The 16,383-nt window shown below is 53.6% G+C and carries 7 protein-coding genes; all 7 read right to left on the bottom strand.

The genetic code is table 11. The features are described 5' to 3' along the window. Window positions 1-11: 11 nt before the first annotated feature. Entirely contained in the window at window positions 12-2,066 is a 2,055-nt protein-coding gene (locus K5621_RS02080) for a M13 family metallopeptidase (RefSeq protein ID WP_221050294.1), read from the bottom strand. Between the two features lie 151 nt (window positions 2,067-2,217). After that, window positions 2,218-4,434 carry a patatin-like phospholipase family protein gene (locus tag K5621_RS02075; RefSeq protein ID WP_100142973.1) on the bottom strand — a complete coding sequence of 739 codons (2,217 nt, stop codon included), beginning with the start codon at window positions 4,432-4,434 and terminating at the stop codon, window positions 2,218-2,220. A 98-nt stretch (window positions 4,435-4,532) separates the two neighbouring features. Then, window positions 4,533-8,963: an EAL domain-containing protein gene (locus K5621_RS02070; RefSeq protein ID WP_221050293.1), complete on the bottom strand. Its 4,431-nt coding sequence runs from the start codon at window positions 8,961-8,963 to the stop codon at window positions 4,533-4,535. Window positions 8,964-9,133: 170 nt separating this feature from the next. Further along, window positions 9,134-10,564 (bottom strand): dihydrolipoyl dehydrogenase, encoded by a 1,431-nt coding sequence (lpdA, locus tag K5621_RS02065; RefSeq protein WP_100142971.1) that lies wholly within the window; start codon window positions 10,562-10,564, stop codon window positions 9,134-9,136. A gap of 157 nt (window positions 10,565-10,721) precedes the next feature. Then, on the bottom strand, window positions 10,722-12,692 hold the full coding sequence (gene aceF, locus K5621_RS02060) for a dihydrolipoyllysine-residue acetyltransferase (protein WP_221050292.1): 1,971 nt from the start codon (window positions 12,690-12,692) through the stop codon (window positions 10,722-10,724). Window positions 12,693-12,705: 13 nt separating this feature from the next. Then, the gene (aceE, locus tag K5621_RS02055) at window positions 12,706-15,372 is read right to left on the bottom strand and encodes a pyruvate dehydrogenase (acetyl-transferring), homodimeric type (RefSeq protein WP_100142969.1); all 2,667 of its coding nucleotides are present in this window, start codon (window positions 15,370-15,372) and stop codon (window positions 12,706-12,708) included. A gap of 71 nt (window positions 15,373-15,443) precedes the next feature. Next, window positions 15,444-16,196 (bottom strand): pyruvate dehydrogenase complex transcriptional repressor PdhR, encoded by a 753-nt coding sequence (gene pdhR, locus K5621_RS02050; protein WP_221050291.1) that lies wholly within the window; start codon window positions 16,194-16,196, stop codon window positions 15,444-15,446. Between the last annotated feature and the right edge of the window lie 187 nt (window positions 16,197-16,383).

The raw sequence follows: 16,383 nt of genomic DNA, 5'->3' as shown, positions 1-16,383 counted from the left end.
GATAATCCACCTTACCAGATCTTCACTCTGTCCTCTTCCGACAGATACATCTTGTCAGTCGGCTTGAGGTCGAAGGCTTTGTAGAAACCTTCCACGTTGCGGGGAGTGCCCATGGCGCGGTAGTGGCTGGGTGAATGCGGGTCAGTCAGCAGACGACGCCCCAGCTCCTCATCACGGTAGTTGCGGCGCCACACCTGTGACCAACCGACGAAGAAACGCTGATCGCCGGTCAGGCCATCCATTACCGGCGCTTCTTTACCGTTGAGACTCAGGTGATAAGAGCGTAGGGCAACGGTCAAGCCACCCAGATCGCCTATGTTCTCGCCCAGAGTCAAGTCACCGTTGACGAACTTGCCTGGCAGAGCTTCAAACTGGCTGTACTGGGCAGACAGCTGCGCACCGCGCTTCTGGAACTCTTCGCGGTCTTTGTCCGTCCACCAGTTGCGCAGGTTACCGTCGCCGTCATACTTGGCGCCCTGATCATCAAAACCATGGCTGATCTCGTGGCCGATCACCGCGCCTATACCACCATAGTTCACCGCATCATCGGCTTCCATGTTGAAGAAAGGCGGCTGCAGAATGGCGGCCGGGAACACGATTTCGTTCATCACAGGGTTGTAGTAGGCGTTCACTGTTTGCGGTGTCATGTGCCACTCAGTGCGATCGATTGGCTTGCCCAGCTTAGCCAGCATGTCCTGGTACTCGAAACGGGCATAACGCTGGTAGTTACCCACCAGATCGTCGGCCTTGATCTCCAGATTGCTGTAGTCCTTCCACTTGTCCGGATAACCTATCTTGTAGGTAAACTTGGACAGTTTTTCCTGAGCCGCTTTCTTGGTCTCGGGGGTCATCCATTCCAGCTCATTGATGCTGACTTCAAAGCCCTTGATCAAGTTCTTAATCATCGACTCCATCCGCGCCTTGGCCTCAGGCTGGAAGTGACGGGCAACGTATTCTTTACCCACCAGCTCACCAATCACTTGATCGGCGCCATCGACGGCCCGCTTCCAGCGTGGTTTTTGCTCCTGAATACCCATCAAGGTCTTGCTGTGGAAATCAAAATGCAGATCGACAAACTGCTGGCTCAGCAAGCCTGCATAGGAATCCACCAGATGGAATGCCAAGTAGTCTTGCCAAGCCGAGACAGGGAAATTGCCGAACTCGGCGCCCAGCTTCTCAAAGTAGGAAGGCTGACGCACTATCACGTCCTGGGTCTTGCCGGTAAGCCCTGCGGCCTTGGCGAATCCGTCGAAGTCGAAGTCGCCCATCAGCTGCTGCAACTCTTTCAGGCTCATCTTATTGTAGGCCTTGTTGGCGTCGCGAGACTCGACCCGGCTCCACTGGCTCTGGGCAATAAAGAGTTCAATGTTGGCGACATTGGCTGCGGCGGCATCGGCGTGCGGGTAGCCTGCGGCACTCATCAGCTTGCGGACATATTCACGCATCGCTTCGCGATTGGCGACAAACTTGGGATCGTCCTTGAGGTAGTAATCACGATCCGGCAGAGTCAGGCCGCTCTGGTACAGGTAAACCCCGTATTGGCTGGAGTTCTTGGCATCGTTGTTGACGTAAAAACCAAAGGGAACGCCGGAGCCATCGGTCAATAGCTTGCCCATCAGCGCAGCAATATCGGCGTGGCTGGCAGTCTTGGCGATATCGGCCAGTTGCCCCTTGAGCGGCGCGATCCCCAACTGGTCTGTCAGAGTGGTATCCATATAGGCGGCATAGAAATCGCCTATCTTCTGCTCCACTGAACCCTCGGCCTTATTGGGCTTGGCGGCGGCTTCCTCGATAATCTGTTTCAGGGCCGCCTGGCTTTCTTCGTAAAGAACAGAGAAGGCACCATAGTTGGATTTGTCGGCCGGGATAGGCGTAGTGGCCAACCACTTACCGTTGACGCTGTAGTAGAAATCGTCCTGATGACGAACTTGATGGTCAAAGTTCTCCAGCTCAATACCCGAGACCTTTTGGGTTTCGACTTGCGACTGTGGCGCTTGCTGGCTGGCACAGGAAGCCAGACCAAGGCTGAGGGCGACGCCCAATGCCAGGGTGCTTATTTTGCTCATTTTCATCCCCGAATCTGTGATTGTTCAAATAGTTATATTGTTACAAACATGTCAGCTTAAAACCTTAGCACTCCCTGTGACCAGTCTGTAGTGGATTTTTGTAAATATCTATGAACACTACAGAGCGGGTCACTGACAGGCGATGCCCGCCTTAGAAGTTTTTGCCGAGAAACAGGTAAACCGCTTTTTCCCCGTTATCACTGAAACCAAAGCCGAGCGCCGCAGGGCCCAGTTGGGTTTCTGTCCCCAGATACAAGCTGCTGGAATAGATGAGATCGTTAAACATTACATGCTCATCCAGGCCCCAAACGTTACCCGCCTCCAAGCTAGCCCCAAGATACAGGGGGAAGTCCTGCATCCCCAGCGCATCGCGACCAAGATCATACTGATAGATAAAGGCACCGAAAACCTTCTGCGCGCCGGCGATGGAGTTCTTGTGGTAGCCGGAGAGATTCAAGAAACCGCCGAGGTCCGATACATAGAGGGTAAAGTTGCCATCTTTATCCACAGTGGCATAGGACGCCTTGCCGACGAAAGAATGACTGCCGACACTGACCACCCCCTTCCAGTCGGCTTCTATCTGCAGCGACTGCTCGGGATCTGTCTTGAACTCTCCCTCTTCATACTCTTCATTGCGCAGATAGACATTCAGGGTGAAACGGTTACCCGAGGTGGGAAAGCTGATGCTGTCCAGAGTGTCATAGCCGAACTTGAAGTAGGCACCATAAGTATTGAACTTAAGATCATCGAAAAAGGCATCATTGGAGACAATCCCGGACTCTGCGGTGAGCCCCAACTCCACTCGCCCCTGTTTGACATAGTTGTACCCCAACCCAAGGTCGACCCTGTGACTCTTGCGATCCAGTTCAAAGTAGAGTTTGTTGGCATCAAAGACATCCCAACCTTTGATCTCATACTGGTAACGGGCGCGGGCATAGAACTGCTGATCTTTGTCCAGAGGTTGGTAAAATTCGGTACCTATCAGCTTCTCGAAGCCCATCTTCAGCTCGTTGCGCCATTCACCACCATTTTCGGTCAAGTCTGTCATGGTCACGGCACCATCCAGAGTCACCGCCGAATCCAGTGAGAAATCGTCCTCCCAATTCAAGCCAAATTGAAAATAGTTGGGCCCCCAGGACTTGGCCTTGGTGGTCACGGTTAACACCCTACCCTCGGCAGTATCCTGAAATTCGGCGCTGACCCGCTCAAACTTGTTCAGCGAGTATAGGCGGGCGATGCTGTCATTCAACTCTTGCTTGCTGACCCTATCGCCCACCTCGATCTCCAGCATATCATTGAGCAGCGAGTCACTGACCTTGGATTGGTTGTCGAGAACGATACGAATCACAGGACGATCCAGCTCATCCATCCAACCTCGACTGGTCTCACGCTTTTGCTGCACATAAGCGCGGTATTCCTCGGGGGAAACAGCCAATTGACTCAGTCTGGCGGTATGTTGTACCGCGGCCGTCACTCCGGCCTCCAGCGCCTTGGGCATGTCGGTAAAGTCTGTGGTGCTAAGCTTATCTATGGCAGGGCGTAGCAGTATGTCGTCCTTGGTCAATAAGGCCTTTTGCCGCTCTGTGCTGGCATTGGTCAACATGGTCGACAGCTGGTTCAACACCGCTATTGTGCCGTTGAGCTGATCTTTCTTCACCAGAGGTGAACCTATGTCGACGGCAATAATCACATCGGCGCCCATGGCCTTGACCACATCCACCGGCATGTTATTGGCAATGCCCCCATCCACCAGCAACTTGCCATCAATTTCGGCCGGTTGCAGCGCTCCCGGCACGGTAGCCGAGGCTTGCATCGCCTGCACCAGGCTGCCACTGCTGATCACCACAGGCAAACTGGTTTCCAAATCTGTCGCCACCGCCCGATAGGGAATGGACAGCTCGTTGAAGCTGTTGAACTCCCGCACCAGATCTGTGGTATTGCGATACAGTTGCGACATGGTTTGCCCCAAAAGCACCCCACTCGGCGACTGCACCTCACCGTCACGTATCCCCAGATTAAGCGGAATATTGTATTGATCCCTTTGCTGTTTATCCCGGTAGCTCATGGCCTGGCGAGGAATGGTATCCGAATATCCCTTGGACCAGTCCTCATTCATCATGATGATCTCTATTTCTGTGGCGCTGTAGCCAAGCGCATAGAGACCACCCACATAGGCACCTATGCTGGTACCGGCGACATAGTCGACTGGGATATTGTTGGCCTCCAGCATCTTGAGCACTCCGACATGCGCCGCGCCCTTGGCGCCACCGCCACTGAGAACCAGCCCCACTTTGGGACGTTCAGCCGCCATCGCGGCCACACTCAATAGAGTGCCAATCAAAACCAATAAGCGCAGAGAGGTCTTCATACCTTGCAAGCATTCCAGAATCAGAGACGACATATTCTAACAAAGAATTTACAGTAAAGAGAAAGCTCTAAAAGAGCATAAACAACCGTTATGGATGGCTATTCATAAAACCAGGATGTCAACTCGGCGGCAGGCACCGGCTTGGCAAAATAATATCCCTGAATAACATGGCATCCCCTCTGCGTGACTTGTTGCAACTGCTCCCGAGTTTCCACTCCTTCGGCAACCACCTTGAGTCCCAAGTTACGGGCCAGCTCGACGATACTGCTGACTATCGCCTGATCGGCGCTATTACTGGCAATATCCTTGAGGAAGGAGCGATCTATCTTCAGAGTGTTGACTTCAAAGTGGCGCAGATAAGCCAAAGAGGAGTAGCCGGTACCAAAGTCATCAATCGCCACCTCTATGCCATGGGCCCTGAGCTGTTGCAGATGCTGGCGAGCAATCTGCAACTCTTTCATCAGCACCCCCTCGGTGATCTCCAGAGTCAGATATTGCGCCTGCATTCCGGTTTCTTCGAGGATCTTGCGCACACCACTGATAAATTCCGGGTGGCGGAAATGCATCGCACTGACATTCACCGATAACTTAAACGGCCGGGCACTAGTCTGGCTCCAGCGAACCCCATCCTCGCAGGCTTGGCGCAACACCCAACGGTCGATGGCGACAATCAAACCACAGGACTCGGCAACCTTAATGAAAATATCCGGCCGTACAAAGCCTTCCGTCGGGTGATGCCAACGCAACAAGGCTTCCATACCGATAAAATCTTGCCGTTCCTTGACATCGAACTGACCCTGGTAATAGAGCTCAAACTGGTCCTGCTCTATGGCATGACGTAAATCCGCCTCTAAACGCAGGTGATACAAGGCCTCGGCATTACGATCACTGGAGTAGTACTGGAAATTACCCCGCCCCTCTTCCTTGGCGTGATACATGGCCAGATCGGCATTCTTGATCAGCGCCTCGGGCTGTCTGGCATCATCGGGCCAGATGCTGATCCCGATACTGGTGGAAATAAAAAACTCCCGCCCATAGAGTTCAAACGGCTGCGCTATTTGCGCCAACAGGCGCTCACACAAACGATTGAGCTTATCTATCTCAACATCGTTCACTAGGATTACGAACTCATCACCGCCAAAGCGGCACAACACCTGCTCCTGCTCCATTACCGACTGTAATCGGTTGGCGGCCTCGACTAACAAGGCATCCCCCATGCTGTGACCATAGGAGTCGTTGACATACTTGAACCTGTCCAGATCCAAAAACAGCAAGGCCAGTTTCTGTTGCTTATCACTCGCCCCTTCTATCGCCTGCTGCAAACGGTTGGCAAACAGCGAGCGATTCGGCAAGCCGGTCAGCACGTCATAGTTGGCCAGGCGGCGCAGATCCGCTTCGGTACGCTTGCGCTCAGTGATGTCGGAGAACACCACCACATAGTGTTGCACCCGCTCCTTGCGATCCTGCATCAGAGAGATATTGAGCCACACGGGGCAGCGCGACCCGGCAACCCCCTTGATCTCAAGCTCGCCGGTCCAGGAGTCCTTCTCTTGCAGCAGGGCCGCGACATTATCTTTATGGAAATGCTCACCAACCACTAACTTACCAAAGTGTTGTCCCTGAAGCTTTTGTCTGTCCTGACCGACTATCGCCTCTGCGGCGCGGTTGGCGACTTTAATTACCTCTTCGGCGTCCAGAATAAATACCCCTTCTGAGGTGTTTTCAAACGCCTGAGCCAGCAATTCGACTTCATCCTCCAGTTGCCGCTTGATAGTAATGTCGGAGTAGATACCGGCGGCCTTGCTGACCTTGCCGGAAACCGGGTCATGACTCACGGCCCGGCCACGCACCCTGAGCCAGCCCCAACTGCCGTCACGACGCAGATACCGGTATTCCGTCTCGAACCTGTCGCTCTCACCCTCGAGCAGTCTTTGCCACTCAACCAAGGCGGCAGCCCTATCGTCCGGATGCACCGGCAGTTGTTCTATGTCGATAAGAATAAGGTCATTTTCATTGCCAAGCACGCCGCCACGATTGTCCAAGTGAAACTGGCCGGTATCACGGCGCCACTCCCAGAGATCCGACTCACTGCCCTTCAGCGACTGCCTCAGCCTGTCGTCGCTCTGGCGCAGCGCCAGGTTCATGGTCATAAAACGTTGCACCTGACGCTGACGCAACAGCACGATACTGAAAATCGTTGCCAGTACAATGAGTAACAACAACCCCTTGAACCACTGACTCTGCCACCAGAACTGGTCAACAGAAAAAGGAAAGCGAAAGGCTTCTGATTGCCAGAGACCATTATTTTGGCTAAGCACCTCCAGTTGATAAGCGCCGGGAGTCAGCCCTGAAAGGTTGATCTGGGACTGATTATCCAGCAGCAAATAGTTCAGAGTCTCCTCCCCCGGCCGCCGCAAACGGTATTTGAGACTGATAGGCGCATCATCCAGGTAATCCATACTGGTCAACTGAAAGCTGAGCATGCGGGCTCCCGGAGCAATGCGCTTTCCGGGTACAGGCACCAAACTCAGCTCCGTCTTGTTGTCATAGTAGGCGGCAATAGATTCGAGAATGGCGCCATGACGGGGGATACGGTTCACCATGGCATCGACATCGAGCAACATCACCCCATCCGGGGTGCCTACATAGAGCCCCTGTTGCGGCTCAAAGAAATAGGCCCCTTCATTGAGTTCTTTGCCCACCAAGCCGTCATCATTATTGAATACAGTGAGCTGCCCGCTGCGCTTATCCTGGCGGATCAAGACATAGGTGCAACCCACCACTCTATAATCCCCGGTGTCCTGGAGGAAAAACACCGTATTGCAGTCCAGCTGCCATTCCTGGGTCAGCCGACGTACCTTCATGGTCTGTAAGTCCAACTCAATCAAGCCCCCCTGGCGAGTCGCCAGCCAGAAGCGATCCGGACTCAGTTCCAGTAACTGACTCACAGTCGGCATATGCGGCAATTCGTCGAATACCGTCTCCAGCGAACGATAACCGCCGCCCTGTTCCAGATAGCCGAACGACTTATTACCACCGAGCCACAAACGCCGACGGCTATCGCGGTATACACCATAAATCAACCGATTATTACCGCTATGCTCGGCACCTGGCAGACTCTTGTGAGTCATACTGCCACTAGTCTGATCCCATTGATAAAGGCCATTACTGGTCGCAAACCACCAAAGATTATCTTCATGCAGAGTATTGAAGACTGTCTTATGACTCAGTGACTGACCACTGCCGTTCCAATCTCCCAGGGGTTGCCCCTTCAGGGTCTGTTTATTCATCACAAACAAACCATTGGTGGAGGAAAGCAACAGGTGCTCCGAATCCAGGTTATCTATCTTGTAGATACTGTCATTGAGCTCCATCCCCTGAGGCACCGCGGTTTGGCTCTGTTGGGTGTGTCTATTGACCGCCAATAGCCCAGAGTCGGTTCCCAGCCACAACATCTCACTGTCGGCCAAGATGGTCCAAACCATCTCATCACTGAGCTTGTAAGGCTCAGAGGCGCTAAAACTATCCAGTAAAAAATCTGGGGAATCGGCCACCACAGCCAAGGAATGTCCGCTGCCGCCGACCCAAAGTAAGCCATTGGCATCGACCAGCAAGGCATTGATATATTCGATACCGGCCTTGAGCTTCAACTGTTCTTTAAACTGTTTCAACTGACGAGTCTTGGGAGACCATTTCAGCAAACCTTGCTTACTGGCAATCCATAGGTTTCCGTGGAGATCTTCGGTGATCACACTGGTAAAAAAGGGGATTTCTGCCACGGGAATGATGCTGTTAGCCGGTAAATCGACTCGAAATACCCCTTTACTGGCCGCCATCCAGATCTGTTTATGACTGTCGATAAACAGGGCGTTGAGGCGGCCGTAACTTTCCTGCCAGGGTAAACGTTTAACGACTCTGCCATCCTGAGATCTCAGTTCCACCCCGTAGGCGTGGCCCAACAACAAGTCACCGCTATCGAGCTGCAATACCTGGCTCCAGAGCAGATCTCTGTCATAGGGCAGCTCAAACAACTTCTGCAGTTGTTGCAGATCCTGACTCAAGCGCCAGAGCTGAGCCTTTTCAGTCAATAACAACCAATCGGCATTAGCCAACTTCAGGCTCTTCACAACCCCACCGCCTTGATAATCGGGGAACAGTTCATCACTGCCAAACTGACTAAAACGGTTATCGGCTATATGGTAGAGATAGGCGTGCGACAGCGTACTCACCAGCATCTGCTGCTGTCCAAGAGACTGAACCAATGGCAGATACTCGTCGGCCATTCGTGATTCCAGGCCATTGCGATCCAAACGGCGAATGTTGGCATTGCTGAGGCGATACAGCCCCTGCTCGGTGGAGAGCCAGATAAATCCCCGCTCATCCATACTGATGTCGAGAATACTGGTATTGATCAAACCGTCTCTGGAAGAAAACACCCTTTGAACCAGTTCATCGGCATAGGTGGGTGCAGCCCCGAAACAAAGGCAGAGTGATAACCCTAGAAAAATAGTGACTAACTTTCTAATCATCGGCTGATGAATAACCCTGGTGACCAGTCTTGAATTTACCAGCTAGATTGCTGAATTTCATCTTAAAAACAACAATACTTTTACAAATAGCCAAATAGGCACAAAAAAACAGGCCCAGCTAACTGGGCCTGTTTTCGACACTGCTTGGGAACAAGGTCCCATTCAGAGAATTACTTTTTCTTTTTTGCCTTTGGATTCGGCAGATCTGTGATTGAACCTTCGTAGATCTCGGCCGCCAGCCCTACAGACTCGTGCAGAGTCGGGTGAGCATGAATGGTCAGCGCCAGATCTTCAGCATCACAACCCATCTCGATGGCCAGACCGATTTCGCCCAGCAACTCACCACCGTTGACACCCACAATGGCGCCACCGATGACTCTGTGAGTCTCTTTATCGAAAATCAGCTTGGTCATACCTTCGCTGGCATCGGAAGCGATAGCACGGCCGCTGGCGGCCCATGGGAAGGTAGCCGTTTCGTAAGCTATGCCCTGCTCTTTGGCTTCTTTCTCAGTCAGACCAACCCAAGCCACTTCAGGATCTGTGTAAGCGATGGATGGGATGACCTTAGGATCGAAGAAGTGCTTCATACCGGCAATCACTTCGGCGGCCACGTGGCCTTCATGCACACCTTTGTGAGCCAACATTGGTTGACCCACGATATCGCCCACGGCGAAGATGTTGGCCACATTGGTACGCAGCTGCTTGTCGACATTGATAAAGCCACGCTCATCAATCTTGACCCCAGCCTTGTCGGCATCGATCAGCTTGCCATTGGGAGTGCGGCCAATGGCCACCAGCACAGCGTCGTAACGCACTGGCTCGGCAGGTGCCGACTTACCTTCCATTGACACATAAATGCCGTCTTCTTTGGCTTCAACCGCTGTCACCTTGGTTTCCAGCATCAGGTTGAATTTCTTCTTGATCTGCTTGGTGAAAATCTTCACCACATCTTTGTCGGCCGCTGGGATCACCTGGTCGAACATTTCAACCACGTCGATTTCACTGCCCAGAGACGAGTAAACAGTACCCATTTCCAGACCTATGATACCGCCGCCCATCACCAGCATCTTGCCTGGGATCTCTTTCAGTTCCAGTGCATCGGTAGAGTCCCAGATACGAGGGTCTTCATGAGGAATGAAAGGCAGCTGAATTGGACGAGATCCGGCAGCTATGATGGCGTTGTCAAAGTTAACCACTGTGGTTTCACCATCGGCGCCCTGCACCTGAATGCTGTTAGGGCCGGTGAACTTACCGAAGCCGTTAACCACCTTCACTTTACGCATCTTGGACATGCCGCCAAGACCATTGGTCAGTTGGCCAATCACCTTCTCTTTAAAGCCACGCAGCTTGTCGAGATCGATCTTTGGTTCACCGAACACAACGCCGTGATCCGATACCGCCTTGGCCTCTTCAATCACTTTGGCTACATGCAACAGGGCTTTGGAAGGAATACAACCCACATTCAGGCATACGCCACCCAGAGTGCTGAAACGCTCAACAATCACTGTCTCCAGGCCTAAATCTGCCGCGCGAAAAGCCGCAGAATAGCCAGCAGGGCCAGCACCTAATACCACTACCTGAGTTTTGATTTCGTTACTCATTTTTTCCTCTGATTTCTTTCATTCCGTTGGGGACAGCCATCCCAACCTGCGATGCGCCAGCTCGAAAGTGCTTGTCTCGTAAGGTGGGCGCATTTTAACCCGTGTTTGACACTGATCACAATAAACAAAAGGCCGCCCCGAGGGGCAGCCTGTTGTGTTAGAGGATCATTGTCCGAATATCGGACAAGATACCTGACAGAGTGACACTGAAGCGTGCCGCCATCGCCCCGTCGATCACCCGGTGATCGTATGACAGTGACAGTGGTAACATCAGCTTTGGCTCAAACTCTTTGCCGTTCCACTTCGGCTTGATCTCAGACTTGGACACCCCGAGAATCGCCACATCCGGATAGTTGACGATAGGCGTAAACGCGGTACCGCCGATCCCCCCCAGGCTGGAGATAGTGAAGCAGCTGCCTTGCATGTCGGCCGCCTTAAGCTTGCCGTCGCGGGCCTTGATCGAAATTTCGGTCAGCTCGCGGCTGAGCTCGATAATGCCTTTCTTGTCCACATCACGCACCACAGGCACAACCAAACCGTTTGGCGTATCGACCGCCACCCCGATGTGGTAGTACTTCTTACGGATCAGCGATTCACCATCCGGGCTCAGGCTGGAGTTGAATACCGGGAACTGCTGCAGCGTCTTGGCAACCGCCTTCATCATGAACACCAGCGGAGTGATCTTCACATTCAGCTTCTGCTTGGCCGCCAATTCATTCTGCTGCTTACGGAAGGCTTCCATCTCTGTGATATCAGCCTCATCGAACTGAGTCACATGGGGAATGGTCACCCAGTTGCGATGCAGGTTAGGGCCGGAGATCTTCTGGATCCGAGTCAGTGGTACTTGTTCCACTTCACCGAACTTGCTGAAGTCCACCTTAGGTGCATCGATAACCTGCAGACCACTGCCGCCGCCGACAGAAGTCGCCGCCGTGGCCTTGGGCCGAGACAGTTCATATTTCACATAGGCCTGCACATCCTCTTTGAGGATACGGCCCTTGCGACCTGTACCTTTCACCTGAGTCAGGTCAACACCGAACTCACGGGCCAGGCGACGTACCGCCGGAGAAGCGTGTACCGCACCTGTGTTAGGCTGGGCACCCGCACTCGGATGATGCGGCACAGGTGGACGACTCTGCGCTGCAGGCGCGGCCGCCGGTGCCGGAGCTGCTACCTCTGCCTGAGCAGGGGCTTCTGCCGGTGCAGCAACAGAAGCCACCGCGGCGCCTTGAGTCTCAACCGTGGCAATCACGCTACCCTGAGACACCTTGTCACCCACTTTAACGGTCAGAGAAACCAGCTTGCCACCGAAGGGGGCCGGTACTTCCATGGTCGCCTTGTCGGTTTCCAGCGTGATCAGCCCTTGATCGGCACTGATCTCATCACCTACCGCCACCAGCACTTCGATAACGTCCACATCAGCAGCATCACCGATATCGGGAACCGCAATCTCTTTCACTGCAACAGAGGCAGGCGCGGCAGCCTGAGCGGCCACCGGTTGTGCGGCTTCAGAAGCCGCTGGCGCTTGCGGTGCTTCGGCAGAGGCGCCAACTTCCAACAGCAACACCAAAGAGCCCTGGGAAACCTTGTCGCCAACCTTCACTTTCAGTGACTTGACTGTACCCGCCTTAGGCGAAGGGACATCCATGGTCGCCTTATCGGTTTCCAGCGTGATCAAACCGGCATCGGCTTCGATAGCCTCACCTTCGCTCACCAGCACTTCGATAACATCGACATCTGCGGCATCGCCAATATCCGGCACTGTCACTTCAATGACCTGGCTGCCACCGACTGCAGGCGCAGCCTGTTCTGCAGCAGGAGCTGGGGCCGCAGCCGGAGCAGGCGCGGCTTCAGCCTTGGGCGCTTCTGCAACAGCTGCCGCTTCTGCGCCTTCGGCAGCCATCAAGGCTATCAAGGTGCCTTCAGACACGCTGTCGCCAACGGCCACTTTCAGCTCTTTGAGCACACCGGCGAATGGCGCAGGAATATCCATGGTCGCCTTATCGCTTTCAACGGTAATAATGGAGTCTTCAGCCGCCAGGCTGTCACCCACATTGGCACAGATCTCAATAACCTGTACCTCGTCCCCGCCAATATCGGGAACCAGTACTTGTTTCATATCAGCCATTCTGCTTCCCCTCTTACGCGTGCTGTGGGTCGATCTTGTCGGCGTCGATGCCGTATTCGGCAATGGTCTTGGCCAGAACATCTACCGGCAGCTCGTTGCGGTCCACCAGCGACTTGAGCGCAGCAACCACGATGAACTTGGCATCCACTTCGAAGTGGTGACGCAGGTTGGCGCGGCTGTCAGAGCGGCCGAAGCCGTCGGTACCCAGCACCTTGTAGTCACAAGGCACATAAGCGCGCAGCTGCTCGCCGTAGATCTTCATGTAATCGGTCGCGACAATGGCAGGCGCATCTTTGGCCAGCACTGTGCTTACATAAGGCACCTTAGCGGTTTCGGTTGGGTGCAGCATGTTCCAGCGCTCAACCGCCTGGCCATCACGCGCCAGTTCGTTGAAGCTGGTAACGCTGAACACATCTGTGCTAATACCGAAATCTTTCGCCAGCGCCTGTGCCGCCTTGCGTACTTGCTCGAGGATAGTGCCGCAACCCATCAGCTGGACTTTGCCTTTGCCGGAACCGGCAACGCTTTCCAACTTGTAGATACCCTTGACTATGCCTTCTTCCACGCCTTGTGGCATTTCAGGCTGAACATAGTTCTCGTTCATTGTGGTCAGGTAATAGAAGATATCTTCCTGATCTTCGCCATACATGCGGCGAATGCCATCCTGAACGATAACGGCAATTTCATAACCATAGGTTGGGTCATAGCTGATGCAGTTAGGAATGGTGTTGGCCAGAATATGGCTGTGACCGTCCTGGTGCTGCAAGCCTTCACCGTTCAGCGTAGTCCGGCCGGAAGTACCACCGACCAGGAAACCACGGGCGCGCATGTCGCCGGCGGCCCAAGCCAGATCGCCGATCCGCTGGAAGCCGAACATGGAGTAATAGATATAGAAAGGGATCATCGGCGTATCATTGACCGAGTAGCTGGTCGCAGCCGATACCCAAGAGGACATGGCGCCCAGCTCGTTAATCCCTTCCTGCAGTACCTGACCGGACTTGTCCTCACGATAGTAAGCGACCTGATCCGCATCCTGAGGCACATATTTCTGGCCTTCGTGAGCATAAATACCCACTTGACGGAACAGACCTTCCATACCAAAGGTACGGGCCTCATCCGGGATGATAGGTACTATCTTCTTACCTATGCCCTTATCTTTCAGCAAGGCGGTCAATACCCGCACAAAGGCCATGGTAGAAGAGATCTCACGGCCGTTGGAGCCTTTGAGAACCGCATCAAAAATCTTCAGTGAAGGCACTTGCAGCTCTTCGCTGAACTTCTGCCGACGGGCAGGCAGATAACCCATCAGAGCCTCACGGCGTTCCTTGAGGTATTTAACCTCTTCGGAGTCCGGTCCCGGATGGTAGAAGGGGATTTCATCCAGCTTGTCATCAGGGATTGGGATGTTGAAGCGGTCGCGGAAGTGACGAATGGCTTCAATGTCCATCTTCTTGACGTTATGGGCAATGTTTTTGCCTTCACCGGCATCACCCAGACCATAACCTTTCACTGTCTTGGCCAGAATAACGGTTGGGCGACCCTTGGTCTTCTTGGCTCTATCGAGCGCGGCGTAAATCTTCACCGGATCGTGACCACCACGGTTCAGGCGCCAGATGTCATCATCAGACATGTTGGCTACCATCTCGGCGGTTTCAGGATACTTACCGAAGAAGTGTTCACGGGTCCAGGCACCGCCTTTGGCTTTACAGTTCTGGTATTCACCGTCAACGGTTTCGTTCATCAGTTGCAGCAGCTTACCGCTGGTGTCACTGGCCAGCAATGGATCCCAGTAACGGCCCCAGATAACCTTGACCACTTCCCAACCGGCGCCGCGGAATTCACCTTCCAGCTCCTGGATGATCTTGCCGTTACCGCGCACAGGGCCGTCGAGACGCTGCAGGTTACAGTTAACGATAAACACCAGGTTATCCAACTCTTCACGAGCGGCCAGACCGATGGCACCCAGCGCTTCCGGCTCGTCACACTCGCCGTCGCCCAGGAAGCAATACACGGTTTGCTCGGAGCAATCCTTGATACCACGGTCAGTCAGGTACTTGAGGAAGCGCGCCTGATAGATAGCCTGGATAGGTCCCAGACCCATGGACACCGTAGGGAACTGCCAGTAATCAGGCATCAGCTTGGGATGCGGATAGGAGGACAGGCCTTTGCCATCCACTTCCTGACGGAAGTTGGCCAGCTGTTCTTCGCTCAAACGGCCTTCGAGGAAAGAGCGGGCATAGATGCCGGGGGCAATATGGCCCTGGAAGTAAACCAGGTCGCCGCCGTCTTTCTCGTTGGGAGCACGAAAGAAGTGGTTAAAGCACACATCATAGATAGTGGCACTGGATGAGAAACTGGAAATATGACCACCAAGCTCCAGATCTTTCTTGGAACCACGCAGTACCATGGCCAGCGCGTTCCAACGCACAATGGCGCGAATGCGGCGTTCCATCTCCTGATTGCCCGGCATTTGAGGCTCTTGCCAGGCCGGAATGGTATTCAGGTAAGCAGTAGTGGCAGTGTAAGGCAGGTGAGTACCGTTACGGCGAGCCTTGTCGATCAGCTTTTCCAACAGGTAATGAGCACGCTCAGGGCCTTCCTGCTCCAATACGGCCTGCAGGGATTCTACCCATTCCTGTGTCTCTAACGGATCCAAGTCTTGTAGCATATTTTCAGACATGACACTGTCCTTCTATACATTGTATTAATAGTGATTGCGACGTCCTGAGGCGGGCCATTGCCGCCTTTGGGCTACACGCCGCTCTTCAAACGGCGCAGGCTACGCTGCAACCGGCTATCTTCTTCGCGTACCGACAACATGACTTCCTCGATATAACTCAAGTGGTCATTGGATGCTTCACGCGCAGCTTCGGGATCGCGGCGAACGATTGCGGCCAGCAAGGCCCGCCTATGTTTATTCGCCATGGATGAAGCTTCTTCGCGACGGCTCAGAAGCTCCAGGTTTTGCGCCACATTTTTATGTAGCACAGGGGTTAAACTCAGCACCAGGTGCAGCATGGCAACATTGTGTGAAGCCTCGGCTACCGCCCGATAAAAATGCACAATGGCAGCAGCTTGCGCTTCGATACCCTCGGAGTCTTCCACTTCCTGGATCATCCGCTGGATATTTTGCATATCGGCATCTGTTCCGCGCAGGGCAGCAAAGTAAGCCATCATGCCTTCGGTGGCATGACGGAACTCCAGCAAGTCGTACTGACTCTCCGGATCACCCTGCATAAGTTCGACTATGGGATCGGCAAGACTCTGCCACAGCTGTTCTTTGACATAGGTACCGCCGCCCTGACGGCGCAGCAGTAATCCTTTTGCTTCCAGCTTTTGAATCGCTTCCCGCAGTGAGGGACGGGAAACTTCAAACTGTAATGCCAACTCGCGTTCAGGAGGTAACTTCTGACCCGGCTGAAGGCTGCCTTCCAGGATCATCTGCTCCAACTGATTCATGATGACATCAGAAATTTTTGGCTGACTGATTTTGCTATAAGCCATCTGGCCCTCAGCTCCTATTGTTAATTGGTCTTACCAATTATCATGAGTGAGCGCACTTTATCAAATCACACTTTCAAAGTCCAGTTGGTGATCTACATCAAGTCATCTCACGATGTGTGAGCATAGCCCAATTTTCCCATCTCTGGGCAAGCCCGCTGATAACATAGGTTTGACATCCCCTTTCCGT

Origin of the sequence: Shewanella carassii, from assembly GCF_019670705.1 — a bacterium.
GTDB lineage: Bacteria > Pseudomonadota > Gammaproteobacteria > Enterobacterales > Shewanellaceae > Shewanella > Shewanella carassii.
The sequence above is the reverse complement of the archived record's forward strand: the minus strand, read 5'-3'. Positions and strand labels throughout refer to the sequence as shown.